This is a genomic window from Variovorax boronicumulans, assembly GCF_040544675.1.
In the GTDB taxonomy this organism is placed as follows: Bacteria; Pseudomonadota; Gammaproteobacteria; order Burkholderiales; family Burkholderiaceae_C; genus Variovorax; species Variovorax boronicumulans_D.
The window spans coordinates 135,015-157,634 of record NZ_JBEPKK010000012.1; the positions used below are offsets into that span (position 1 = coordinate 135,015).

General features: G+C 66.2%; 30 protein-coding genes. 28 read left to right on the forward strand and 2 right to left on the reverse strand.

Annotation, left to right across the window (positions count from 1 at the left end; genetic code table 11):
- Positions 1-23: 23 nt before the first annotated feature.
- The 4 genes from mlaD to ABIC90_RS20440 all read left to right on the forward strand — a co-directional run bounded on the left by mlaD (position 24) and on the right by ABIC90_RS20440 (position 2,423).
- Entirely contained in the window at positions 24-515 is a 492-nt protein-coding gene (mlaD, locus tag ABIC90_RS20425) for an outer membrane lipid asymmetry maintenance protein MlaD (RefSeq protein WP_354357265.1), read from the forward strand.
- A gap of 29 nt (positions 516-544) precedes the next feature.
- Positions 545-1,297 (forward strand): MlaA family lipoprotein, encoded by a 753-nt coding sequence (locus ABIC90_RS20430; RefSeq protein ID WP_354357267.1) that lies wholly within the window; start codon positions 545-547, stop codon positions 1,295-1,297.
- Between the two features lie 181 nt (positions 1,298-1,478).
- Positions 1,479-2,135, forward strand: coding sequence for an MlaC/ttg2D family ABC transporter substrate-binding protein (locus tag ABIC90_RS20435; protein ID WP_354357269.1), 657 nt, complete (start codon positions 1,479-1,481; stop codon positions 2,133-2,135).
- A gap of 12 nt (positions 2,136-2,147) precedes the next feature.
- The gene (locus ABIC90_RS20440; protein WP_354357271.1) at positions 2,148-2,423 is read left to right on the forward strand and encodes an STAS domain-containing protein; all 276 of its coding nucleotides are present in this window, start codon (positions 2,148-2,150) and stop codon (positions 2,421-2,423) included.
- Between the two features lie 25 nt (positions 2,424-2,448).
- Here the strand turns inward: ABIC90_RS20440 and ABIC90_RS20445 are convergent, their stop codons facing one another.
- Positions 2,449-4,023: a serine hydrolase domain-containing protein gene (locus tag ABIC90_RS20445; RefSeq protein ID WP_354357273.1), complete on the reverse strand. Its 1,575-nt coding sequence runs from the start codon at positions 4,021-4,023 to the stop codon at positions 2,449-2,451.
- Positions 4,024-4,210: 187 nt separating this feature from the next.
- Between ABIC90_RS20445 and ABIC90_RS20450 the strand changes: the two genes are divergently transcribed.
- The 24 genes from ABIC90_RS20450 (at position 4,211) to tatC (ending at position 21,331) form a co-directional block, all read left to right on the forward strand.
- The gene (locus ABIC90_RS20450) at positions 4,211-5,158 is read left to right on the forward strand and encodes an ABC transporter ATP-binding protein (protein ID WP_354357275.1); all 948 of its coding nucleotides are present in this window, start codon (positions 4,211-4,213) and stop codon (positions 5,156-5,158) included.
- Positions 5,155-5,919, forward strand: a complete 765-nt coding sequence (locus tag ABIC90_RS20455) for an ABC transporter permease (protein ID WP_354357277.1) — start codon at positions 5,155-5,157, stop codon at positions 5,917-5,919. The genes ABIC90_RS20450 and ABIC90_RS20455 overlap by 4 nt, the downstream gene beginning before the upstream one ends.
- Positions 5,920-6,041: 122 nt before the next feature.
- On the forward strand, positions 6,042-6,284 hold the full coding sequence (locus ABIC90_RS20460; RefSeq protein ID WP_354357279.1) for a BolA family protein: 243 nt from the start codon (positions 6,042-6,044) through the stop codon (positions 6,282-6,284).
- A gap of 40 nt (positions 6,285-6,324) precedes the next feature.
- Complete coding sequence (gene murA, locus ABIC90_RS20465; protein WP_354357281.1) at positions 6,325-7,626, forward strand: UDP-N-acetylglucosamine 1-carboxyvinyltransferase; 1,302 nt, start codon at positions 6,325-6,327, stop codon at positions 7,624-7,626.
- Positions 7,623-8,264, forward strand: a complete 642-nt coding sequence (hisG, locus tag ABIC90_RS20470) for an ATP phosphoribosyltransferase (RefSeq protein WP_354357283.1) — start codon at positions 7,623-7,625, stop codon at positions 8,262-8,264. Before murA ends, hisG begins: the two co-directional genes overlap by 4 nt.
- Before the next feature lie 7 nt (positions 8,265-8,271).
- Complete coding sequence (locus ABIC90_RS20475) at positions 8,272-8,682, forward strand: hypothetical protein (RefSeq protein WP_354357285.1); 411 nt, start codon at positions 8,272-8,274, stop codon at positions 8,680-8,682.
- A gap of 45 nt (positions 8,683-8,727) precedes the next feature.
- Positions 8,728-10,098: a histidinol dehydrogenase gene (gene hisD / locus ABIC90_RS20480; protein ID WP_354357287.1), complete on the forward strand. Its 1,371-nt coding sequence runs from the start codon at positions 8,728-8,730 to the stop codon at positions 10,096-10,098.
- Between the two features lie 37 nt (positions 10,099-10,135).
- Entirely contained in the window at positions 10,136-10,966 is an 831-nt protein-coding gene (locus ABIC90_RS20485; RefSeq protein ID WP_354357289.1) for a hypothetical protein, read from the forward strand.
- Between the two features lie 5 nt (positions 10,967-10,971).
- Entirely contained in the window at positions 10,972-11,334 is a 363-nt protein-coding gene (locus ABIC90_RS20490) for a hypothetical protein (RefSeq protein ID WP_354357291.1), read from the forward strand.
- Positions 11,335-11,341: 7 nt separating this feature from the next.
- A complete protein-coding gene (locus ABIC90_RS20495; RefSeq protein ID WP_354357293.1) occupies positions 11,342-12,007 on the forward strand; it encodes a suppressor of fused domain protein in 666 nt (221 codons plus the stop codon).
- On the forward strand, positions 12,000-13,082 hold the full coding sequence (gene hisC / locus ABIC90_RS20500; RefSeq protein ID WP_354357295.1) for a histidinol-phosphate transaminase: 1,083 nt from the start codon (positions 12,000-12,002) through the stop codon (positions 13,080-13,082). Before ABIC90_RS20495 ends, hisC begins: the two co-directional genes overlap by 8 nt.
- Complete coding sequence (gene hisB / locus ABIC90_RS20505; protein WP_013539717.1) at positions 13,079-13,687, forward strand: imidazoleglycerol-phosphate dehydratase HisB; 609 nt, start codon at positions 13,079-13,081, stop codon at positions 13,685-13,687. The genes hisC and hisB overlap by 4 nt, the downstream gene beginning before the upstream one ends.
- A gap of 19 nt (positions 13,688-13,706) precedes the next feature.
- On the forward strand, positions 13,707-14,363 hold the full coding sequence (gene hisH, locus ABIC90_RS20510) for an imidazole glycerol phosphate synthase subunit HisH (protein WP_354357297.1): 657 nt from the start codon (positions 13,707-13,709) through the stop codon (positions 14,361-14,363).
- Between the two features lie 63 nt (positions 14,364-14,426).
- Complete coding sequence (gene hisA / locus ABIC90_RS20515) at positions 14,427-15,170, forward strand: 1-(5-phosphoribosyl)-5-[(5-phosphoribosylamino)methylideneamino]imidazole-4-carboxamide isomerase (RefSeq protein WP_354357299.1); 744 nt, start codon at positions 14,427-14,429, stop codon at positions 15,168-15,170.
- A gap of 20 nt (positions 15,171-15,190) precedes the next feature.
- A complete protein-coding gene (locus ABIC90_RS20520; RefSeq protein ID WP_354357301.1) occupies positions 15,191-16,363 on the forward strand; it encodes an AAA family ATPase in 1,173 nt (390 codons plus the stop codon).
- 64 nt (positions 16,364-16,427) lie between these two features.
- Entirely contained in the window at positions 16,428-17,264 is an 837-nt protein-coding gene (locus ABIC90_RS20525; RefSeq protein WP_354357303.1) for a D-hexose-6-phosphate mutarotase, read from the forward strand.
- A 22-nt stretch (positions 17,265-17,286) separates the two neighbouring features.
- The gene (hisF, locus tag ABIC90_RS20530; RefSeq protein WP_354357305.1) at positions 17,287-18,072 is read left to right on the forward strand and encodes an imidazole glycerol phosphate synthase subunit HisF; all 786 of its coding nucleotides are present in this window, start codon (positions 17,287-17,289) and stop codon (positions 18,070-18,072) included.
- A 44-nt stretch (positions 18,073-18,116) separates the two neighbouring features.
- On the forward strand, positions 18,117-18,506 hold the full coding sequence (hisI, locus tag ABIC90_RS20535) for a phosphoribosyl-AMP cyclohydrolase (protein ID WP_354357307.1): 390 nt from the start codon (positions 18,117-18,119) through the stop codon (positions 18,504-18,506).
- Positions 18,503-18,904, forward strand: a complete 402-nt coding sequence (locus ABIC90_RS20540; RefSeq protein WP_354357309.1) for a phosphoribosyl-ATP diphosphatase — start codon at positions 18,503-18,505, stop codon at positions 18,902-18,904. Before hisI ends, ABIC90_RS20540 begins: the two co-directional genes overlap by 4 nt.
- Positions 18,905-18,915: 11 nt before the next feature.
- Positions 18,916-19,305: a DUF4870 family protein gene (locus tag ABIC90_RS20545; protein ID WP_354357311.1), complete on the forward strand. Its 390-nt coding sequence runs from the start codon at positions 18,916-18,918 to the stop codon at positions 19,303-19,305.
- A complete protein-coding gene (locus tag ABIC90_RS20550) occupies positions 19,295-19,654 on the forward strand; it encodes a histidine triad nucleotide-binding protein (protein ID WP_354357313.1) in 360 nt (119 codons plus the stop codon). Before ABIC90_RS20545 ends, ABIC90_RS20550 begins: the two co-directional genes overlap by 11 nt.
- Positions 19,655-19,719: 65 nt before the next feature.
- Positions 19,720-19,971, forward strand: coding sequence for a Sec-independent protein translocase subunit TatA (gene tatA, locus ABIC90_RS20555; protein WP_354357315.1), 252 nt, complete (start codon positions 19,720-19,722; stop codon positions 19,969-19,971).
- 13 nt (positions 19,972-19,984) lie between these two features.
- Positions 19,985-20,443 carry a Sec-independent protein translocase protein TatB gene (tatB, locus tag ABIC90_RS20560; protein WP_354357317.1) on the forward strand — a complete coding sequence of 153 codons (459 nt, stop codon included), beginning with the start codon at positions 19,985-19,987 and terminating at the stop codon, positions 20,441-20,443.
- A gap of 66 nt (positions 20,444-20,509) precedes the next feature.
- The gene (gene tatC / locus ABIC90_RS20565; protein WP_354357319.1) at positions 20,510-21,331 is read left to right on the forward strand and encodes a twin-arginine translocase subunit TatC; all 822 of its coding nucleotides are present in this window, start codon (positions 20,510-20,512) and stop codon (positions 21,329-21,331) included.
- A 6-nt stretch (positions 21,332-21,337) separates the two neighbouring features.
- Here tatC and ABIC90_RS20570 read toward each other — a convergent pair whose 3' ends face one another.
- A complete protein-coding gene (locus ABIC90_RS20570) occupies positions 21,338-22,504 on the reverse strand; it encodes a trypsin-like peptidase domain-containing protein (RefSeq protein ID WP_354357321.1) in 1,167 nt (388 codons plus the stop codon).
- Between the last annotated feature and the right edge of the window lie 116 nt (positions 22,505-22,620).

Genomic DNA, 22,620 nt, shown 5'->3' on the forward strand with positions numbered 1-22,620 from the left:
CATCGTTTTAAAGAGTGCAAACCATGCAACGTTCCAACAACGACATCTGGGTCGGCCTGTTCGTCCTGATCGGCGCGGCGGCACTGCTGTTCCTCGCGCTGCAGTCGGCCAACCTGCTGAGCCTGAACTTCCAGAAGACCTACACGGTCAAGGCCCGCTTCGACAACATCGGCGGCCTGAAGCCGCAAACCGCGGTCAAGAGTGCGGGCGTCGTGGTCGGACGTGTGGAGTCCATCGCGTTCAACGACAAGGCCTTTCAGGCCGACGTCACGCTGGCATTGCAAAACCGTTACAGTTTTCCCAAGGACAGCTCGCTCAAGATCCTGACCAGTGGCCTGCTCGGCGAGCAGTACATCGGCATCGAAGCGGGCGCCGAGGAGAAGACCTTGCAGGCCGGCGACATCATCACTTCGACCCAATCGGCCGTTGTGCTGGAAAACCTGATCAGCCAGTTCCTTTACAGCAAAGCGGCCGAGGGCAATACCTCGACGCCGGGAGCAGCCAACAAAAAATGAAACCACGCTCTTTTTTCTTTTTCCCTTCGATGGCTATCAAAAACATAGCTGACGGCGCCCGCTGGATGGGCGCCGCCCTCGTTCTGGCCGCCGCCTCCGGGTGTGCGACCGGGCCCGGCGCCAATCCGGCCGATCCGATCGAGCCCTTCAATCGCGGCGTCTCGCGCTTCAACGAGACGGTCGACGAGGCCGTGTTCGTGCCGGTGGCCACGGCCTACCAGCGCGCGGTGCCTTCGATGGTGCGCACGGGCGTCAACAACTTCTTCAGCAACCTGGGCGATGTCTGGAGCCTGGCGAACAACGTCGCCCAGCTCAAGCTCCAGGGCAGCGCCGAGACCTTCATGCGCCTCAACGTCAACACCTTCTTCGGGCTCGGCGGGCTGCTCGACGTGGCCACCGAGGCGGGCATTCCCCGCCATGAAGAAGACTTCGGCCAGACGCTGGGCTACTGGGGCGTGGGCGCCGGTCCTTATGTGGTGCTGCCGCTGCTGGGCCCCTCGACCCTGCGCGACGCCGCGGCGCTGCCGGTGGACCGCTTCGGCGACCCGGTCGCGCAGATGAACGACGTGGCCTGGCGCAATTCGCTGTCGGTGCTGCGCATCGTGGACACGCGCGCCCAGTACCTGCGCGCCAGCCGCATGCTCGGCGAGGCCGCGCTCGACAAGTATTCGTTCACGCGCGATGCCTTCCTGCAGCGTCGCCAGAGCCAGGTGCACGACGGCAATCCGCGCGACGACGGTGCCGGCAATGAGCCGGCGGACGACGGCGGCGGACAATACTAACCAGCAAGCGGGAAGGCTGTAGAGGAGCGATGAAGCCGCTTGCATCCCGTTGCAAGGCTTCACCTCCGCTTCAGGAACCCGGTCGGCTGCGAGCCGCTCGAACCCGTTCTTGTACTGGCACTCCAGACGCTCATTGCGTCGCAAGTGCTTTGTCGGTTTTCAAAATTTTGAGGGACTCTCCATGAACACCAAGCTCTTGCAACGACGCGATGTGGGCCGACTGATGTTGGCTGGTGCGCTCCTGTTCGGTGCCGCTGTTTCCTTCGTGCGCCCGGCCTACGCCGCCGACGAGGCGCCCGATGCGCTGGTCAAGCGGCTGTCGTCCGATGTGCTTGACACCATCAAGGCCGATTCGTCGATCAAGGCCGGCGACGTCAACAAGATCATGCTGTTGGTCGACAGCAAGATCATGCCCAACGTCAACTTCCAGCGCATGACGGCCTCCGCCGTCGGCCCGGCCTGGCGCCAGGCCACGCCCGAGCAGCAAAAGCGCCTGCAGGAAGAATTCAAGGCCCTGCTGGTTCGCACCTACGCCGGCGCGCTCGATCAGGTGGTCGACCAGACCGTCACCGTGCGTCCGTTCCGCGGCTCGGTCGACGACAAGGAAGTGCTGGTCCGTACCGAGATCCAGGGTCGCGGCGACCCCGTGCAGCTGGACTACCGTCTCGAGAAAACGCCGGGCCAGGGCGCCGGCTGGAAGGTCTACAACCTCAATGTGCTGGGCGTCTGGCTGGTCGACACCTACCGCACCCAGTTCTCGCAGGAAATCAATGCACGCGGCATCGACGGCCTGATTGCAGCGCTGGCCGCGCGCAACAAGGGCAACGTCAAGGGCTGACCGGGCAAAGCCATGCTGGTCCTGCCCACCAAGCTCACCCACGACGAGGCCCCCGCCTGCATGCGCATGCTGCAGCAGGGGCTCAAGGGCCAGACGGACTCCTCGTCCACGGTGGTCGACGCCACTGCGCTGGCCCAGTTCGATTCGTCGGCGCTGGCGGTGCTGCTGGAGTGCCGCCGGGAGTCCAGCGCGCTGGGCCGCGGCTTCGCGGTCAAGGGCCTTTCGCCGAGGCTGCGCGAACTCGCCGCGCTGTACGGCGTTGCGGGCCTTTTGCCAGCCGCGCCCTGATCCGGGGTCGCAGCGCCACCACGATTCAGAGGGAACGTGGCACGGCTGCCGTCAGCAGCGTGAGTGCATTGTTCAGCGTCGAGGCCGCAAAACGCTCGCCCTTGGAGTGGCCGATTCGCACCACGATCAGGTCGTGCGAGGGGATCACCACCACGAACTGGCCACCTGCGCCGAGCATGTAGTAGGCGGACGTCGGCGCCGACAGCGAACCCATCCCGTTGATCCAGAAGAAGCCGCCGTAAATCGGGCGCTTGTCCGCCGCCCAGGCGGGCGCGACGGAACTCACGAAGCTGACGAATCCCTCGGGAAGAAGGCGCTCGCCGTTCCACACCCCGTCCTGCAGATAGAGATTGCCCAGGCGCGCCCAGTCGCGTGCCGACATGAAGTCGTATCCCTGCGTGAGGAAATTGCCGTAGGGATCGGTCTCGATCACCATGGAGCGGATGCCGATCTTGTCGAAGAGCGCGCGCTGCGGGAACGACAGGTACTCCTCGCCGCGCTTCTCGACCGCCAGGCGCACGAGGTAGTTGGCCAGCACCGGGTCGGTGTTGCGGTAGCGGCCCACCGCGCCGGCCGGCCATTGCTGCGGTCGGGTTGCCGCGTAGTTGAATGCGTTGATCCGGCCCGTGTAGTAGTAGATGTGGTCGGGATAGGTGCCGCTGGGATCGAAGTCCGGATCGTCCGGCGCCTTGATGCGCAATCCGCTGGACATCTGCAGGATGTCGGAGATCTTGATCTGCTGACGGCCGTCGCCGGCCCCTTGCCACTCGGGAATCGGCGCCGGCTGGTCGAGCTTGTAGACGCCCTGCTTGATCAGGATGCCCATCATCGTTGCCACGACGCTCTTGCCCATGGACCACGATTCGAGCGGCGTTGTCGCGCCGATGCCGTTCATGTAGCGCTCGGCCACGATCCGTCCCTTGTGCGTGACCACGAATGCCGATGTGTAGGCTTCTGACGTGCCGAAGGCGGCATTGACGGCCTGGGCCACCTTGGTCATGTCGACCTCGGCCGGCGGCGGGTCGGTCGGCAGCACATCGCCCATCGGCCAGGGCAGGGTCGAGGGATCGCCCAGTGCGCTCTTGACCTCTACGGGCGTGAAGAAGACATCGTCTCTGGCGGGCGGCAGCGTGACGCAGCCCTGCGAGCCGAAGTGGCGCGCCACCAGCGTCGGGCCGTTGGGAATCGAGACGCGGACTTCCTTCCTGGCGCGGTCGACCACCGGCTTGCCCACGTTCTTGCGCTGGTCGTACGGCCCCACGAAGTAGCCGAGGCTCTCGGCCGCAACGTCGGGGTCGATGCCGGTGATGAAGACCGCGGAACACATTGTCTTGGCGAAGCCGGAGGTGTGATGTTCCAGCACGTTGCCCGGTGGCGGCACGTAGGGCGTGTTCAGCTCCAGCGCGCGTGCCCGGGCGATCAGGGCCTCGCGTTCCGGAAGCTGCGCCGTGGTGACGGGCTGTGGCGGCGCCGTCACACCGAGGCCGATTCCACCGCCGCCCCCACCCCCTCCGCCGCCCCCACCACAGGAGGCCAACATCGCGGCCAGGCACAAGGCCCCGGCCGTTGTCGTGAGGGAACTGCGGATCGAGCACTTCATGGAGGCGGTCCTTGCGATAGGTGGTTGCGGTGTGCAAATGCCGACACCGGCGGGATTGTGGGTGAACTTCGCACCCCTGCCTAGGGCGCCATAGCGGCGTGGGCGCATGGCGCCTGCGCCTATCGCGGGGCGCGTTCACCCTTGCGCAGCGCTGAAAAACCCATCGCCCGTAAAATCACCGGCTCCCATGCCCGCGATCTCATTCCAGTCGGTCTCCAAGACCTATCCCCCCTCCAAACAGCAAAAAGCCCAAGGCACACAAGGCTTGCGCGCGGTCGACGAGGTCTCGTTTCAAATAGAGCAGGGCGAGTTCTTTGGCCTGCTCGGGCCCAACGGCGCGGGCAAGACCACGCTGATCAGCATGCTCGCGGGGCTGTCGCGCCCCACGTCCGGGGCGATCAGCGTCCATGGCTTCGACGTGCAGCGCGACTACGCCCAGGCGCGCCGCCAGCTGGGCATCGTGCCGCAGGAGCTGGTGTTCGACCCCTTCTTCAACGTGCGCGAGTCGCTGCGCATCCAGTCGGGCTACTTCGGCATCAAGAACAACGACGACTGGATCGACGAGCTGCTGCACAGCCTGGGCCTGGCCGACAAGGCCACGGCCAACATGCGGCAGCTGTCGGGCGGCATGAAGCGCCGCGTGCTGGTGGCGCAGGCACTGGTGCACAAGCCGCCCGTCATCGTGTTGGACGAGCCCACCGCCGGCGTGGACGTCGAGCTGCGTCAGACTCTCTGGCAGTTCGTTGCCAGGCTCAACAAGCAGGGCAGCACCGTGCTGCTCACCACCCATTACCTCGAAGAAGCCGAAGCGCTGTGCAACCGCATCGCGATGCTCAAGCAGGGCCGCGTGATCGCGCTGGACCGCACCAGCGAACTGCTGAAATCGGCCGCGAGCAACGTGCTGCGCTTCAAGACCGATGCGATGCTGCCCTGGGCCATTGCCCAACATGCGCGCATCACCGGGCGCATCGTGCAACTGCCCGCGCAGAACGCGCACGAAGTCGAACAACTGCTGGCCGCGATCCGCGAAGCCGGCGTGGCAGTGGAAGACGTGGAAATGCGCAAGGCCGATCTGGAAGACGTGTTCATCGACCTGATGGCGGGCGAGCAGACGCCTTTGGAGGTCGCAAGATGATGGCTGTCACGGGTTGGCGCGCGCTGCTCTATAAGGAAACTTTGCGCTTCTGGAAGGTGGGCTTCCAGACGGTCGGCGCGCCGGTGCTCACCGCGCTGCTGTACCTGATGGTGTTCGGCCATGTGCTCGAAGACCACGTCAAGGTCTACGGATCGGTCGGCTACACCGCCTTTCTCGTGCCTGGCCTTGTGATGATGAGCGTGCTGCAGAACTCGTTCGCCAACAGCTCTTCTTCGATCATCCAGAGCAAGATCATGGGCAGCCTGGTGTTCGTGCTGCTCACGCCGCTGTCGCACTGGAGCTGGTTCTTCGCCTACGTGGGCTCGTCGATCATTCGCGGGCTGGCGGTGGGGCTCGGCGTGTTCGTGGTCACCATCTTCTTTGCGATGCCCAGTTTCGTGGCGCCGGTCTGGATCATCGTGTTCGCACTGCTGGGCGCGGCCATGCTGGGCACTCTGGGCCTCATCGCCGGCCTCTGGGCCGAGAAGTTCGATCAGATGGCGGTGTTCCAGAATTTCCTGATCATGCCCATGACCTTTTTGTCGGGCGTGTTCTATTCCATCAGCTCGCTGCCGCCGTTCTGGCAGACCGTGAGCCACCTGAACCCGTTCTTCTACATGATCGACGGCTTCCGCTACGGCTTCTTTGGGGTGAGCGACGCCTCGCCCTGGCTCAGCCTGGGCATCGTCGGCACCGCCTGGCTGGTGGTGAGCGCCATCGCTGTCCATCTCCTTCGTATCGGCTACAAAATCCGAGGCTGAACAACGGCTCTCCCCCAGTCTTCGCGCACTTCGTGTCGCTTCGCCAACCCCCTTCCGGGGGCAACACCAGCGGCCCGGCAAAGCCGGTTCCGCGGTGTTCCCCGATAAATACCATTCCTTCGATGACCGCTGACGAACTTCAGGCCCTGATCCAGTCCCACCTCCCCTGCGAGCACATCTCGCTGGAGGGCGACGGCCGACATTGGTACGCCACCATCGTCTCGGCCGAATTCGAGGGCAAGCGCGCCATCCAGCGCCACCAGCGGGTCTACGCCACCCTCGGTGCGAAAATGCACACCGACGAAGTGCATGCGCTCTCGATGAAAACCTACACGCCGGCCGAATGGGCGGCGGTGGAAAAGTAACTTTCCGGCCCCCGGGCCACCCCATTTCGCTGGATCCTCGATGGACAAACTTCTGATTCGCGGCGGGCGCCAGCTTCGCGGCGAGGTACTCATTTCCGGCGCCAAGAACGCCGCGCTGCCCGAGCTGTGCGCGGCCCTCCTGACCGACCAGCCCGTGACGCTGCACAACGTGCCCCGCCTGCAGGACGTGTCGACCATGCTCAAGCTGGTGCGCAACATGGGCGTGACGGCCGAGCGCGACCAGACCGGGAAGGACAGCGGCACCGTACAGCTGAACGCCAGCGACCTCACCAACCCCGAGGCCCCCTACGAGTTGGTGAAGACCATGCGCGCCTCCGTGCTGGCCCTGGGCCCGCTGCTCGCACGCTTCGGCCACGCCAAGGTGTCTCTGCCGGGCGGCTGCGCCATCGGCTCGCGCCCTGTCGACCAGCACATCAAGGGCCTGCAGGCCATGGGCGCCGAGATCGTGGTCGAGCACGGCTACATGATCGCCAGCCTGCCGGCAGGCCGCACCCGCCTGAAGGGCGCGCGCATCCTGACCGACATGGTCACCGTCACCGGCACCGAGAACTTCCTCATGGCCGCCGCGCTGGCCGAGGGCGAGACGCTGCTCGAAAACGCCGCGCAGGAGCCCGAGATCGTCGACCTGGCCGAAATGCTGATCCGCATGGGCGCGAAGATCCAGGGCCACGGCACCAGCCACATCCGCATCCAGGGCGTCGAGAAGCTGCACGGCTGCGAGCACGCCGTGGTGGCCGACCGCATCGAAGCCGGCACCTTCCTGTGCGCCGTCGCGGCCACGGGCGGCGACGTGTTTCTGCGCCACGCGCGCGCCGAGCACATGGACGCGGTGATCGACAAGCTGCGCGACGCCGGATGCACGGTCACGCCGGAAGAGGGCGGCGTGCGCATCAGTTCCAAGGCGCCGGCCAGCGGACACCTCAAGGCGCAGAGCTTCAGCACCACTGAATACCCCGGTTTCCCGACCGACATGCAGGCCCAGTTCATGGCCCTGAACGTGATCGCGCGCGGCGCCTCGATGGTCACCGAAACCATCTTCGAGAACCGCTTCATGCATGTGAACGAGATGGTGCGCCTGGGCGCCACCATCCACGTCGAGGGCAAGGTCGCGATGGTCGAGGGCGTGCCCCAGCTCTCGGGCGCCACCGTGATGGCCACCGACCTGCGCGCCTCGGCCAGCCTGGTGATCGCCGGCCTCGTGGCCGACGGCGAGACGCTGGTCGACCGCATCTATCACCTGGACCGCGGCTACGACCGCATGGAAGCCAAGCTGCGCGGCCTCGGTGCCGACATCGAGCGTGTGACTGGAGCCGCCGCATGATCACGCTTGCTCTGTCCAAAGGCCGCATCTTCGAAGAGACGATGCCCCTGCTGGCCGCCGCCGGCATCGAGGTCACCGAAGACCCCGAGAAATCGCGCAAGCTCATCCTGGCCACCACCCGCCCCGATGTGCGCGTGGTGCTGGTGCGCGCCTCCGACGTGCCCACCTACGTGCAGTACGGCGGCGCCGACCTCGGCGTGACCGGCTCCGACGTGCTGCTCGAGCACGGCAACCAGGGCCTCTACCAGCCGCTGGACCTGCGCATCGCAGCCTGCCGCCTGAGCGTGGCCGTGCGCGCCGACTACGACTACGCCTCGGCCGTGCGACAGGGCTCGCGCCTGCGTGTGGCGACCAAGTACGTGGGCCTTGCGCGCGACTTCTTCGCGAGCAAGGGCGTGCACGTGGACCTGATCAAGCTCTACGGCAGCATGGAGCTCGCGCCGCTCACCGGCCTGGCCGACGCCATCGTCGACCTGGTCTCCACCGGCAACACGCTCAAGGCCAACCACCTCGTCGAGGTGGAACGCATCATGGACATCAGCGCCCGCCTGGTCGTCAACCAGGCCGCGCTCAAGCTCAAGCGCGAACCCATCCGCCGCATCATCGACGCGTTTGCGTCGGCCATTCCTCAGGTCTGAGGTGGCCATGTCAGAAGAGAGCAAGAAGGGCTTTTTCTCCCGACTCGACAGCCACTACGCGGCTCTCGAGATGGTCAAGGACACCGCGAAGGCCTTGTACTTCGTTGCTGGCGCACAGGCGGTGTCTGCGCTCATCGTTGACAAGGCTGGCTTGGTCGATGCACTCATCAACGCGGCGTGCGCCTTCGGCATCGGCAGGTATCGCAGTCGCATTGCATCTGGCGCAGCGCTCTTGCTCGCTGTGGTGACGCTGCTCATGGTCATGTTTCGGCTGACAAGCGGTGGCGCCGTGAGCGGAATCGCATGTCTTTTTGCACTGCTCGCCGCTTGGGCAGGAGCCCGTGCGCTCGAAGCGACGATCAAGCTCCGGGGCAGGCTGGCGAATTCGCCCTCGCTGGCTCAAGACAATATCGAGTGAGTGCGCCCAAGCACCGTCAAAGACATTCCATTCCTTTCAAACGCAATGAACCTGAAAGCAGCCCCCGCCCGTCTCTCCACGGCTTCAGCCAGCTTCGATGCTGAATTCAAGGCGCGGCTGCATTGGTCCGCGGATGCGGACGCAGTCATCGAGAAGGTGGTGGCCGACATCCTGGCCGATGTGCAGAAGCGCGGCGACGAGGCGGTGCTGGAATACACCCGCCGCTTCGATGGCCTGGGCGCTGCCGCCGTTTCCGAGCTCGAACTGACGCAGGCCGACTTCAAGGAAGCCTTCGACTCGCTGCCCGAAGACCAGCGCGTCGCGCTGCAAGCCGCGGCGCAGCGCGTGCGCAGCTATCACGAGGCGCAGAAGAAGGCCAGCGGCGAAAGCTGGAGCTATCGCGATGCCGACGGCACGCTGCTCGGCCAGAAGGTCACGCCGCTGGACCGCGTCGGCATCTACGTGCCCGGCGGCAAGGCCGCCTATCCGTCCAGCTTGCTGATGAACGCGATTCCGGCGCATGTGGCCGGCGTCGGCGAAATCATCATGGTCGTGCCGACGCCGGTGAAGGGCAGTGTCGCCACCGGTGGCGTCGGCGGGGCATCGTCGACGAAGGGCGAGCGCAATGTGCTGGTGCTTGCCGCCGCCTACGTGGCGGGCGTCACGCGCGCCTTCACCATCGGCGGCGCGCAGGCCGTGGCCGCGCTCGCCTACGGCACCGCCACCATCCCAGCGGTCGACAAGATCACCGGCCCCGGCAACGCCTACGTGGCGGCCGCCAAGCGCCGCGTGTTCGGCACCGTGGGCATCGACATGATCGCGGGCCCCAGCGAAATCCTCGTGCTGGCCGACGGCAGCACGCCGCCCGACTGGGTGGCGATGGACCTGTTCAGCCAGGCCGAGCACGACGAGCTGGCGCAGAGCATCCTGCTGTGCCCCGACGCCGCCTACATCGACCGCGTGCAGGCCGAGATCGATCGGCTCCTGCCCACCATGCCGCGTGCCGAGATCATCGCGGCCTCGCTCAATGGCCGCGGCGCGCTGATCCACACGAAGAGCATGGAAGAAGCCTGCGAGATCAGCAACCGCATCGCGCCCGAGCATCTGGAAGTCAGCAGCAGCGAGCCGAACCGCTGGGAGCCGCTGCTGCGCCACGCGGGCGCGATCTTCCTCGGTGCTTTCACCAGCGAGAGCCTGGGCGACTACTGCGCAGGACCGAACCACGTGCTGCCCACCAGCGGCACGGCGCGCTTCTCGAGCCCGCTGGGCGTGTACGACTTCCAGAAGCGTTCGAGCCTGATCGAGGTGAGCGAAGCCGGTGCGCAGGTGCTCGGCCCGATCGCCGTCACGCTGGCCGAGGGAGAAGGGCTGCAGGCGCACGCGGAAGCCGCCCGCATGCGGCTGCGTAAGATCTGAGGCCCTGTCAAACCCGCTTCCGGGAGGAGCCCTCAAGATGATTCAGCGTCTCTGTCGTTCGCGATTCTTCAAGTTCGCCACGGGCCTCATCGCGGGCGCAGCCCTGCTGGCCGCCTGCACCCAGATACCGCAATTGCCGCGTGAGTCGGCCGCCATGGCCGCAACGCCGAGCGCCCCGCCAGCGGCAGCACCCGCACCGGCACAACTGGGCACGCAGTGGGGCGAGGGCATCGAATCGAAGTCCCGCGCCATCGTCACCAAACGGCTGAGCCCCGACCAGCCCGATGAAGTGGCCATGCTGGGCTACAACGAAGCCTCCGCCGTGCGCCGCGATGCGGGCAGCAATCCGGAGCGCCGGCTCAACCTGCAACTGGCGCAGGGCGATGTCGAATGGTCGGTGATCGACGAAAGCAACCGCCCCTTGCCGCTGCAGCGGGCACGCCGCAGCAACGACATGTTCCGCCTGGCCGGTACCGAGGGCGCGCGCTACACGCTGCGTTTTCGCAACCTCAGCGACCGCAGCTACGAAGTGATCGCCACGGTCGACGGCCTGGACGTGCTGAACGGCAAGCCCGGCAGCCTGCGCAACGGCGGCTACGTGCTGCGCCCGCAGCAGACCCTCGACATCGAAGGCTTCCGCAAGAGCCAGAGCGAAGTCGCGGCCTTCCGTTTCGCCGCGCCGGGCCGTGCCTACGCGGCGAACACCGAAGCCGGCGACGTGCGCAACATCGGCGTGATCGGTGCCGCATTGTTCGAACTGGAGCAACCCGAAGCGCCGCGCCGTCCGCGCCGCGATGCCACGCCGCCGCAGCCCAGCGCCTTCCCGGCCGATGGCGCCTACGCGCCGCCGCCGCGCTACCGCAAGTAAATGCCATGAAGCGCGCCGTTTCCCTGTTGTTGCTGCCGCTGCTCGCCCTCGGGGCTGCCGCCGGTGCGCAGGCCATGAGCATCCGCGAGTTCCACACGCTCGAGGCCCAAGAAAAGAAAGAGGGCAAGGCCTACGCCAGCTACTACCTGGTGGGCGTGCTCGAAGGCCTGCGCGAAGCCAGCGACACGGCGCGGCGTGCGGGCCAGAAGCCGCTGTTCTGCGTCGACGGCCGCCGGCTCGAACCCTCGATGGCGCGTTCGCTGTTCCAGGCCGAGCTCAAGCGCAATGCCGAGGTCTACGAGGCCGACATGCCGGTGCAGCTGGTGCTCTCGAATGCGTTACAGAACGGCTTCCGGTGTTCGTCCTGATCCCACGATGTTCAACAGACTGAAGAAGGCCTTCGGGGGCAGCACCGCAGGCACGACGCCCACCCGGGCGCAGCTGCGCCTGCAGGCCATGCTCGACGGTCTGGCGAGCGAACCCGAGCAGACTTTCCTCGACAGCGCCGACGCAGAGCATCGCGTCGACATCCACGCCTTCCGCCGCAACTTCGCCAAGTACAGCGAATTGGCCGACGACGAAGGCTACGTACTCGTCACCAACGGCATGAGCGACCGTCTTATGCCCGCTCCGCCCGGTGGCGTTCCCGAAGGCATGACGCGTGCGGCCGAGCTGATTTGGTACGTGCGCGACCTGAACCCCGAATACATCTCCAACCTGCGCTGGCTGGCCAAGCTGCCGGCTTTCGACAGCTTCTTCCTGGCCAGCGGCCATCGCGTGCCGATGCCCGAGCCGCCGTTGTCGTATTGCGGATTCCAGACGTTCTTCTTCCTGACGCCGATCTACCGCCTCGACGCGCGCATGCTCTCCGGCGTGACGGTGGATGAGGACGAGGCCATCGCCCCGTTGGCCGTCAACCTCATCTCCGAAGCCGAATACGCTCTGGTCAAGCGCGAAGGCGGCTTCGGCGAACTGCTCGACCTGTTCGACGCCAACGACCACCCGATGGTCTTCGACCCCCAGCGAACCTCCTATGTCTGACTCTCTCCCCGCGCTCCAGCGCATCCGCGCCGACGTGCGCGCCATGCACGCCTACGCCGTGCAGGACGCGCGCGGCTTCATCAAGCTCGACGCGATGGAAAACCCCTTCGGCCTGCCGCCCGCGCTGCAGGCCGAACTCGGCGCCCGGCTCGGCGCGCTGGCGCTCAACCGCTACCCGGGCGACCGCGGCGCCGACCTGCAGCGCGCGCTGGCCACCCATGCGCAGATGCCCGAAGGCTTCAGCCTGATGCTGGGCAACGGCTCGGACGAGCTGATTTCGCTCCTGGCCATCGCCTGCGACCAGCCCGGCGCCTCCGTGCTCGCGCCCGTGCCCGGCTTCGTGATGTACGCCATGAGCGCCCAGCTGCAGGGCCTGCGTTTTGTGGGCGTGCCGCTCACGTCCGACTTCGAGCTCGACGAGGCCGCCATGCTGGCCGCCATCGCGCTGGAGAAGCCCGCCATCGTCTACCTCGCCTACCCGAACAACCCGACGGCCAACCTCTGGGACGATGCGGTCGTCGAGAAGATCGTCGAAGCCCAGAGCGCGCAGGGCGGGCTGGTGGTGATCGACGAGGCCTACCAGCCCTTTGCCGCGCGCAGCTACATCGACCGGCTCGCCAGGCACGGCCATGTGCTGCTGATGCGCACCCTCAGCAAATTCGGCCTGGCCGGCATCCGCCTGGGCTACCTCATGGGTCCGGCGGCGCTGGTCGCGGAGATCGACAAGGTGCGCCCGCCGTACAACATCAGCGTGCTCAACTGCGAGTGCGCGCTGTTCGCGCTGGAGCACGCGGAGGTGTTCGAGGCGCAGGCCAGTCAGATCCGCGAGGAGCGCCATCGCCTGATGATGGGCCTGGGCCGGCTGCGGGGCGTCACGGTCTGGCCGAGCGACGCGAACATGATTCTTTTGCGTGTTCCCGATGCCACCAAGACTTTCGAGGGCATGAAGGCCCACGGGGTTCTGGTGAAGAACGTTTCTAAAATGCACGAACTGCTGGCAAATTGCCTTCGCCTCACCGTCGGAACGGCCGACGAAAATGCGCGAATGCTCGCCGCACTCGAAGCCTCACTATGACCACCCCACAGAGCACCGACCGCACCGCGTCGGTCACCCGCAACACCGCCGAGACCAAGATCACCGTCAGCGTGAACCTCGACGGCACCGGCAAGGCGAAGCTGGCCACCGGCATCGGCTTCTTCGACCACATGCTCGACCAGATCGCCCGCCACGGGCTGATCGACCTGGACATCGACTGCCAGGGCGACCTGCACATCGACGGCCACCACACGGTGGAAGACGTGGGCATCACGCTCGGGCAGGCCGTGGCCCAGGCCATCGGCGACAAGAAGGGCATTCGCCGCTACGGCCACGCCTACGTGCCGCTGGACGAAGCGCTGAGCCGCGTGGTCATCGACTTCTCGGGCCGCCCCGGCCTGGTGATGCATGTGCCCTTCACCAGCGGAATGATCGGCACCTTCGACAGCCAGCTCACCTACGAGTTCTTTCAGGGCTTCGTGAACCACGCCTTCGTCACGCTGCACATCGACAACCTCAAGGGCGTGAACGCGCACCACCAGTGCGAGACCGTGTTCAAGGCCTTCGCCCGTGCCATGCGCGGCGCGCTGGAGCTCGATCCGCGCTCCGTCGGCGTCATTCCATCGACCAAGGGGTCGCTCTGAAATCCGCCAGCGAACAGCTATGAAGTCTGCAGCAAATACCGTCGCCGTCGTCGACTACGGCATGGGCAACCTGCACTCCGTGTCGCAGGCCGTGCGCCATGCGGCCGACCAGGTGGGCGTGGAAGTGTTCGTCACCTCCGACCCGGACGTGGTGCGCAAGGCCACCCGCGTGGTGCTGCCGGGGCAGGGCGCCATGCCCGACTGCATGCGCGAGCTGCGCGACTCCGGTTTGCAGGAATCGGTGCTCGAGGCAGCGGCGAACAAGCCGCTTTTCGGCGTGTGCGTGGGCATGCAGATGCTGCTGTCGCGCAGCGACGAAGGCCCGACCGACGGTCTTGGCCTCATACCGGGTGAGGTCATCAAGTTCGAACTGGCCGGCCGGCTGCAGGCCGACGGCAGCCGCTTCAAGGTGCCCCAGATGGGCTGGAACCAGGTGCGCCAGGCCCAGCCGCACGCGGTGTGGGCGGGCATTCCGGACCTGAGCTATTTCTACTTCGTGCACAGCTTCTATGCGCGGCCGGCCGATGCCCGGCACAGCGTGGGCGAGGCGGATTACGGGTCATGCTTTACCGCAGCCATCGCACGCGATAACATTTTTGCCACCCAGTTCCATCCCGAGAAGAGTGCGGACCACGGGTTGCAGCTGTACCGAAACTTCCTCCACTGGAATCCCTGAACCATTTTTTTCGCCCGGGCCGAACCCCTTCGAGCCCGGACTCCGCACACTCGCGTCACTTCCATGCTCCTCATTCCCGCCATTGATCTCAAGGACGGCCACTGCGTTCGCCTCAAACAGGGCGACATGGACCAGTCCACCGTCTTCAGCGAAGACCCCGCCGCCATGGCCCGCAAATGGGTCGAGGCCGGCGCACGGCGGCTGCACCTGGTCGACCTGAACGGCGCCTTCGCGGGCAAGCCGCAGAACCATGCGGCCATCAAGGCGATCCTCAAGGAAGTCGGCGAGGACATCCCGGTGCAGCTGGGAGGCGGCATTCGCGACCTGGACACCATCGAGCGCTACATCGACGACGGCCTGCGCTACGTGATCATCGGCACCGCCGCGGTCAAGAACCCGGGTTTCCTGAAGGACGCCTGCAGCGCCTTCGGCGGCCACATCATCGTGGGCCTGGACGCCAAGGACGGCAAGGTCGCCACCGACGGCTGGAGCAAGCTCACCGGCCACGAGGTGGCGGACCTCGGCAAGAAGTTCGAGGACTACGGCGTCGAGTCGATCATCTACACCGACATCGGCCGCGACGGCATGCTCTCGGGCATCAACATCGAAGCCACCGTCAAGCTCGCGCAGGCGCTGACCATCCCGGTGATCGCCTCGGGCGGGCTGTCGAACATGGCCGACATCGACCAGCTCTGCGCGGTCGAGTTCGAGGGCGTCGAGGGCGTGATCTGCGGGCGCGCCATCTACTCGGGCGACCTCGACTTCGCCGCCGCCCAGGCGCGCGCGGACGAACTGGCCGGCGCCTGACGCCTTAGCCGTCGCAGCGCGTGCTCTCCGCGCTCGCCATTGCCAACTACCGCTCGCTGCGCCAGCTGACGGTGCCGCTCGGCCGCCTCACGGTGGTGACCGGCGCCAACGGCAGCGGCAAGTCGAGCGTGTACCGCGCGATGCGGCTCCTGGCCGACATCGCCAACGGCGGGGTAATCCGTTCGCTGGTGCGCGAAGGCGGGCTGTCTTCCACGCTGTGGGCCGGGCCCGAGCGCTTTTCGGCGGCCATGCTGCGCGGCGAGGTGCCGGTACAGGGCACCACGCGCAGCGAACCTGTCGCACTGAAGCTGGGGTTTGCCGGTGCCGAGTCGGAAGACTTCGGCTACGCCATCGACATCGGCCTGCCGCCGCCGATGCCATCGACCGCGTTCTCGCGCGATCCGCAGATCAAGCACGAGGCCATCTGGAGCGGCCCGCTGCTGCGGCCCTCCACGCAACTGGTCGACCGCAAGGGCGGGGCGCTGCGCTTGCGCGACGGCAAGGGCTGGCAGGCCGTGGGCCGGCCCATCCCCGCCTTCGCCAGCATGATGACCGAGCACGCCGACCCGCGCGACGCGCCCGAGATGCTCACGCTGCGCGAGCAGATGCGCTCCTGGCGCTTCTACGATCACTTCCGTTCCGACGCCGACGCGCCCGCGCGCCAGCCTCAGTTGGGCACCTACACGCCCGTGCTTGCCAACGACGGCACCGACCTGGCGGCCGCCCTGCAGACCATCCGCGAGATCGGCGACGGGCAAGCGCTGGCCCGCGCGGTGGACGATGCTTTCCCGGGGGCGCGCGTCGAAGTCCGGGCCGAGGGCGACCGCTTCCAGACGCTGATGTACCAGCATGGCCTGCTGCGGCCCCTGACGGCTGCGGAACTGTCGGACGGCACCCTGCGCTACCTGTTGTGGATCGCGGCGCTCCTGACGCCCCGTCCGCCGGCGCTGCTGGTGCTCAACGAGCCTGAAACCAGCCTGCATCCCGATCTGTTGCCGGCCCTCGGCCGCCTCGTCGCGCAGGCCGCGCGGCAGTCGCAGGTGATCGTGGTCTCGCACGCCGCGCGCCTGATCGCCGCGCTGGACGACAGCGAAGGCGTCCAGCACGTGGTGCTCGAAAAGCAGTTCGGCGAAACCCGTATCGCCAACCTCGACATGAGCGAGATTCCCCGCTGGGAGTGGCCGGCGCGCTGACCGGAGCGCGGCGGCCTGGGGCCAAGGCGCTGTTACCGCACAGGGGCTGCCTACAATTCTTCAGATGCAAATCACCCCGATCGACTTTCGCGGCCAGCCCGCGGTCCGTGCCACCGGCGCCGACGGCAGCACGCTGACCGTCGCCCTGCACGGGGCGCATGTGCTCTCGTGGACCACGGCCGACAGCGTGGAGAGGTTCTACCTCAGCCCGCGCGCGGTGTTCGACGGCAAGACCGCGATCCGTGGCGGCGTGCCCCTCTGCTGCCCTCAGTTCAACCAGCGCGGCGCGTTGCCCAAGCACGGCTTCATGCGCAATCTGCCTTGGGAATCGGAGGGCTCCGGTGCCGAGGCCGGCACGCTGGCGTTCCGGCTGCGCGACAACGAGGCCACCCGGGCGATCTGGCCGCATGCCTTCGAGGCGCGCCTCGCAGCCACGCTGGCGCCGGGCCGGCTGCGCATCGCGCTCACGCTGACCAACATCGACAGCGCGCCCTGGGCCTTTGCCGCGGCGCTGCACTCCTACCTGCGCGTCGACGACATCGCCCAGGTGCGTCTCGAAGGCCTCGAGGGAGCCAACCGCTGGGATTCGTTGCGCGACGACCGCCATGTGGAGACGGCTGCCGCATTGCGGTTCGATGCCGAGTTCGACAGCGTCTACGCCGCCCCCGCCGAACCGCTGCGCCTCGTGCAACCGGGCGGCACGCTCGCGGTTGCCCAGAGTGCTAGCTGCACCGAAACCGTGGTGTGGAACCCCGGCGCGGAACTCTGCGCCAAGCTGTCCGACATGCCCGCCGACGGTTACCGAAATATGCTTTGCGTCGAGGCGGCCCGCATCGACGAGCAAGTGACGCTGGCGCCCGGCGCCCAATGGCAGGGCTGGCAACAGCTCACCGTTCTCTGATTTCCTTCCGGTTCAAATTCCCATGCTCGCCAAACGCATCATTCCCTGCCTCGACGTCACCGGCGGCCGCGTCGTCAAGGGCGTCAACTTCCTCGAACTGCGCGATGCCGGCGATCCGGTCGAAATTGCCGCGCGCTACAACGCGCAGGGCGCCGACGAACTCACCTTCCTGGACATCACGGCCACCAGCGACGGGCGCGACCTGATCCTGCCGATCATCGAGGCGGTGGCTTCGCAGGTCTTCATTCCGCTCACCGTGGGCGGCGGGGTACGCACCGTGGCCGACGTGCGCCGGCTTCTCAACGCGGGCGCGGACAAGACCAGCTTCAACTCGGCGGCCATCGCCGATCCGCAGGTGATCAACGACGCATCGCAGAAATACGGCTCGCAGTGCATCGTGGTGGCCATCGACGCCAAGCGCCGCACGCCCGAAGAAGCCGCCACGCGCGGCCCGGGCTGGGACGTGTACAGCCATGGCGGCCGCAAGAACACCGGGCTGGACGCCGTGGAATGGGCCACCGAAATGGCGCGCCGCGGCGCGGGCGAGATCCTGCTCACCAGCATGGACCGCGACGGCACCAAGAGCGGCTTCGACCTGGAACTGACCCGCGCGGTGAGCGACGCGGTCAGCGTGCCCGTCATCGCCTCGGGCGGTGTGGGCAATCTGGACGACCTGGCCGACGGCATCCAGACCGGCGGTGCCGACGCGGTGCTGGCGGCCAGCATCTTTCACTACGGCGAGCACACCGTGGGCGAGGCGAAAGCCCGCATGGCGGCGCGGGGCATCCCCGTGCGAATCGACCGCTGAATTGACTATCAAGGGGTCTTTGCCCCATCCCCGACAATACCCCGATGAATTGGCTTGATGAAGTGAAGTGGGACGCGAACGGCCTGGTGCCCGTGATCGCGCAGGAACAAGGCAGCAACGACGTGCTGATGTTCGCCTGGATGAACCGTGAGGCGCTCGAGAAGACCGCCGAGCTGGGGCGCGCCGTGTATTTCAGCCGCTCGCGCAACAGGCTGTGGTTCAAGGGCGAGGAGTCGGGCCACGTGCAGACCGTGCATGAGATCCGCCTGGATTGCGACAACGACGTGGTGCTGCTCAAGGTCACCCAGCTTGGCCACGAGCCCGGCATCGCCTGCCACACCGGCCGCCACAGCTGCTTCTTCAGCAAGTACGACAACGGCCAGTGGACTGTGGTCGAGCCGGTCTTGAAAGACCCGGAGTCGATCTACAAATGACCGGCACTGTGAACAGCACCCCCAACGCCTCCAATACTTCCGACGGCCTCGCACGCCTGGCCGCGGTGATCGAGACCCGGCTGCCCGCCAACGGCGGCGACCCCGAGACGAGCTATGTCGCGCGCTTGCTGCACAAGGGCCCCGACGCCTTCCTCAAGAAGATCGGCGAGGAAGCCACCGAGGTCGTGATGGCCGCCAAGGATGCCGACCACGGCGGCGACCGCTCGAAAATAGTGAACGAAGTGGCCGATCTGTGGTTCCACACCATGGTGGCGCTGGCGCACTATGGCTTGTCGCCGGCCGAGGTGGTTGCGGAGCTGGAGCGCCGCGAAGGCACCAGCGGCATCGAGGAAAAGGCCCTGCGCAAGGTGCAGGCGCGCGAGGCAGGCAAGGATTGAAAGGACATCCCATGGCCAACGACATCGTGAACATGAAACCTGACGACTCGCTCAAGACCTGGGGCTGGGTCAGCTACATCCTGCATCTGATCGTGGCGATCGGCGCGGTCGTGCCGGGGGCGCAGGCCTCCGTGCTGCTGCTGATCGTGGCCCTGGTGATCGACTTCGTCAAACGCGACGACGCGGCGGGCACCTGGCAGGCCACGCACTTCAGCTGGCGCATCCGCTCGGTGCTATGGGCCGGTCTGCTCTACATCGTGACCTCGTGGCTCTGGCTGCTGCTTTTTGTGCCGGGCTGGATCGCCTGGAGCCTGATTTCGCTGTGGTTCCTCTACCGGATCGTGAAGGGCATGATCCGCATGAACGACAACCGCTCGATGGAACCCCAAGATGTCATCTGATCCGAACTGCATTTTCTGCAAGATCGTCGAAGGCAAGATTCCGTCGCGCAAGGTCTACGAGGACGACGAAGTCTTCGGTTTCCATGACATCTCGCCCTGGGCGCCGGTGCATTTCATGCTCGTGCCCAAGAAGCACATCGCCTCCATGGCGCAGCTCACGTCCGACGATGCCGCCCTGATGGGCAAGATCATGACCCTGGCGCCCCGACTGGCGCTGGAGCAGGGCTGCAGGCCCTATCCGGACGGCGGCTACCGCGTCGTCGTCAACACCGGCACCGAGGGTGGGCAGGAGGTTCATCATCTCCATGTCCATGTCATGGGCGGTCCTCGTCCGTGGCTTCGTGGCTGACTTTCATTAAGCCAAACTGTCACATTCCGCCCGACTAAAATCGGACACATTCTTAGGAGTCTTCCATGGGTTCTTTTTCTATCTGGCACTGGCTGATCGTGCTGCTCGTCGTGGTCATGATCTTCGGCACCAAGAAGCTGCGGAACATGGGTTCGGACCTTGGTGGCGCCGTCAAGGGCTTCAAGGACGGCATGAAGGATGCCAACGGCAATCCCACCACCGACGCATCGGCGGCCGCCGCCCCTGCCGCGCAAGTGACCGGCCAGCCGGCCAACAGCGACAAGACGATCGACGTCGAAGCGCGTCAGAAGTCCTGAGCGCGGACCGCACGTGCTGGACCTCGGCATTGAGAAGCTGGCGCTGATCGGCGTCGTGGCGCTGATCGTCATCGGGCCGGAAAAGCTGCCGCGCGTGGCCCGGACGGTGGGCACCTTGCTGGGCAAGGCGCAGCGCTATGTCAACGACGTCAAGGCCGAAGTCAACCGATCGATGGAGCTCGACGAGCTCCGCAAGATGAAGACCACGGTCGAGGACGCCGCGCGCGACGTGGAGCACAGCATCCACACCGGCGCGAGCGAGTTCGAGAAGCAATTCTCCGAATCGGGCCAGACGCTTTCCGCTCTGGCGGAGCCCGAAGCCGCGGTGCCGGAGTACAAGCACCCCCGCAAGAACTGGCGCCTGAAACAGGGCGCCACGCCGCAGTGGTACAAGGCGCGCAACGGTGTGCGCACCAAGGCGCTGTCGGGTGCGGCGCGGGTGGCGCGCTTTCGCCCCCACAAGATCAACTAGCGCTTCAACACCCCCGCGTTCCTCGCTTGCCGCACGCCGGCCGAAGCCACGCTTTTTCCTTTCCCAATGGCCGATTCCGACGACAAGAACAAAGACAAAGACGACGAGCTGGCGGGCACCGAGCAGCCGTTCGTGCAGCACCTGGTCGAGCTTCGCGACCGCTTGCTCTATTGCGTCTACGGCCTGGTGATCGCGGGCATCCTGCTTTCGATCTGGCCCGGTCCGGGCGGCCTGATCGACCTGATTGCAATGCCGATCCGCGCGCACATGCCGCCGGACGCCAAGCTCATTGCCATCGGCGTGTTCTCGCCGTTCTTCGTGCCACTCAAGGTGCTGATGATGACGGCGGTGCTGCTGGCGCTGCCTTGGCTCATGTACCAGGCCTGGATGTTCGTGGCGCCCGGCCTCTACAGCCACGAAAAGCGCTTTGCGCTGCCGCTGATCTTCTTCGGAAGCCTGCTGGCCTATACCGGCATCGGGTTCGTGCAGTTCTTCGTGCTGGACAAGATGTTCAGCTTCATCCAGAAGTTCACACCCGCCGCGGTGGCGGCCACACCCGACATCTCGTCGTACGTGGAGGCCATCCTCTCGCTCTATATCGCGTTCGGCGTCGCCTTCCAGGTGCCGATCGTCGTGATGCTGCTGGTGCGCTTCGAGATGGTGACCATCGAGAAGCTGAAGTCGTTCCGCGGCTACTTCATCGTCGTCGCGTTCATCGTGGCGGCGGTGCTCACGCCGCCCGATGTGGTCTCGCAACTCGCGCTGGCGGTGCCGATGTGCATCCTGTACGAGGTGGGCATCATCGGCGCGCGCTACTTTGCCCAGAGCGGCAAGAAGCCCGACGAGGAAGCGGACAAAGAAAACGCCGATTCCTCGGCGTCTTCCTGACCGGACTTATTCCGGTTGCTGCTGGTTCGGGAGCTGCTGCCGAACCGGGCTCCTGGGCCTCAGCCCCGGCATCACGTCCAGTTCCATCTTGTCGCTGCCGCGCTGCAACGCAAAGCGTGCAGTGCTGCCCGGCTTGAGGCCGGCCACCGCGGTCAGCAGGCCCTGCACGTTGTCGGTTTTCTTTTCGCCCACCGAGGTGATCACGTCGCCCGGCCGAATGCCGGCCTTGGCAGCGGGGCCGTTCTGCAGCACGCCGGTGATGATCACGCCGGCATCGGCCTTCACGCCGAAGGTCTCGGCCAGTTCGGGCGACAGGTCGCTCGGTTCGACGCCGATCCAGCCGCGGCGGACCTGGCCTTCCTTCACGATCCCTTCCAGCACGATCTTGGCCATCGACACCGGAATGGCGAAGCCGATGCCCATGCTGCCGCCCGAGCGCGAGTAGATCGCGGTGTTGATGCCCTGCAGGTTGCCGTTGACGTCGATCAGCGCGCCGCCCGAGTTGCCCGGGTTGATGGCCGCATCGGTCTGGATGAAGTTCTCGAAGTTGTTGATGCCCAGCTGGTTGCGGCCCAGTGCGGAGACGATGCCGCTGGTCACGGTCTGGCCCACGCCGAAGGGGTTGCCGATGGCCAGCACCTGATCGCCCACCAGCAGCTCGTCGGAGTTGCCCAGAACGATCACCGGCAGCTTGTCGAGCTCGATCTTGAGCACGGCCAGGTCGGTGTCGGGGTCGGTGCCGATCACCTTGCCGCGCGCGTGGCGGCTGTCGTTCAGCGTGACTTCGATCTCATCGGCACCCTCGACCACGTGGTTGTTGGTGAGGATGTAGCCGTCGGGGCTCACGATCACGCCGCTGCCCAGGCCCACCTGGGGCTGGTCGGCCTGGTCGCCGAAGAAGAAGCGGAACCAGGGGTCGTTGCTGCGCGGATGGCGCGCGGCCTTGCTGGTGTTGATGCTCACCACCGCGGGCGAGGCCTTCTTGGCCGGCACGCTCAGGCTCCCGGGCGCGGCGACGGCGGGGCCGCCCGAGGGCGCCTCCACGATCGAGACCACGCCGCCCAGCGACGTCGAGCGCTTGTTGAGCCATTCGGGCTTGAGCGTCGCAACGACGAAATAGGCCGCCAGCAGGACGGTCACGGCTTGGGCAAAGAGCAGCCAGGTGCGTTTCATGAAAACTCGGTGAAAAGACGTTCGAAGGCCCCATGGAGCGGGGCGTTGCGTGTCATTGTCTCTCAATGGTGAATGCGATAGACCGTTCGGGCGGGGCGGGATTGGTGCACGTTGAA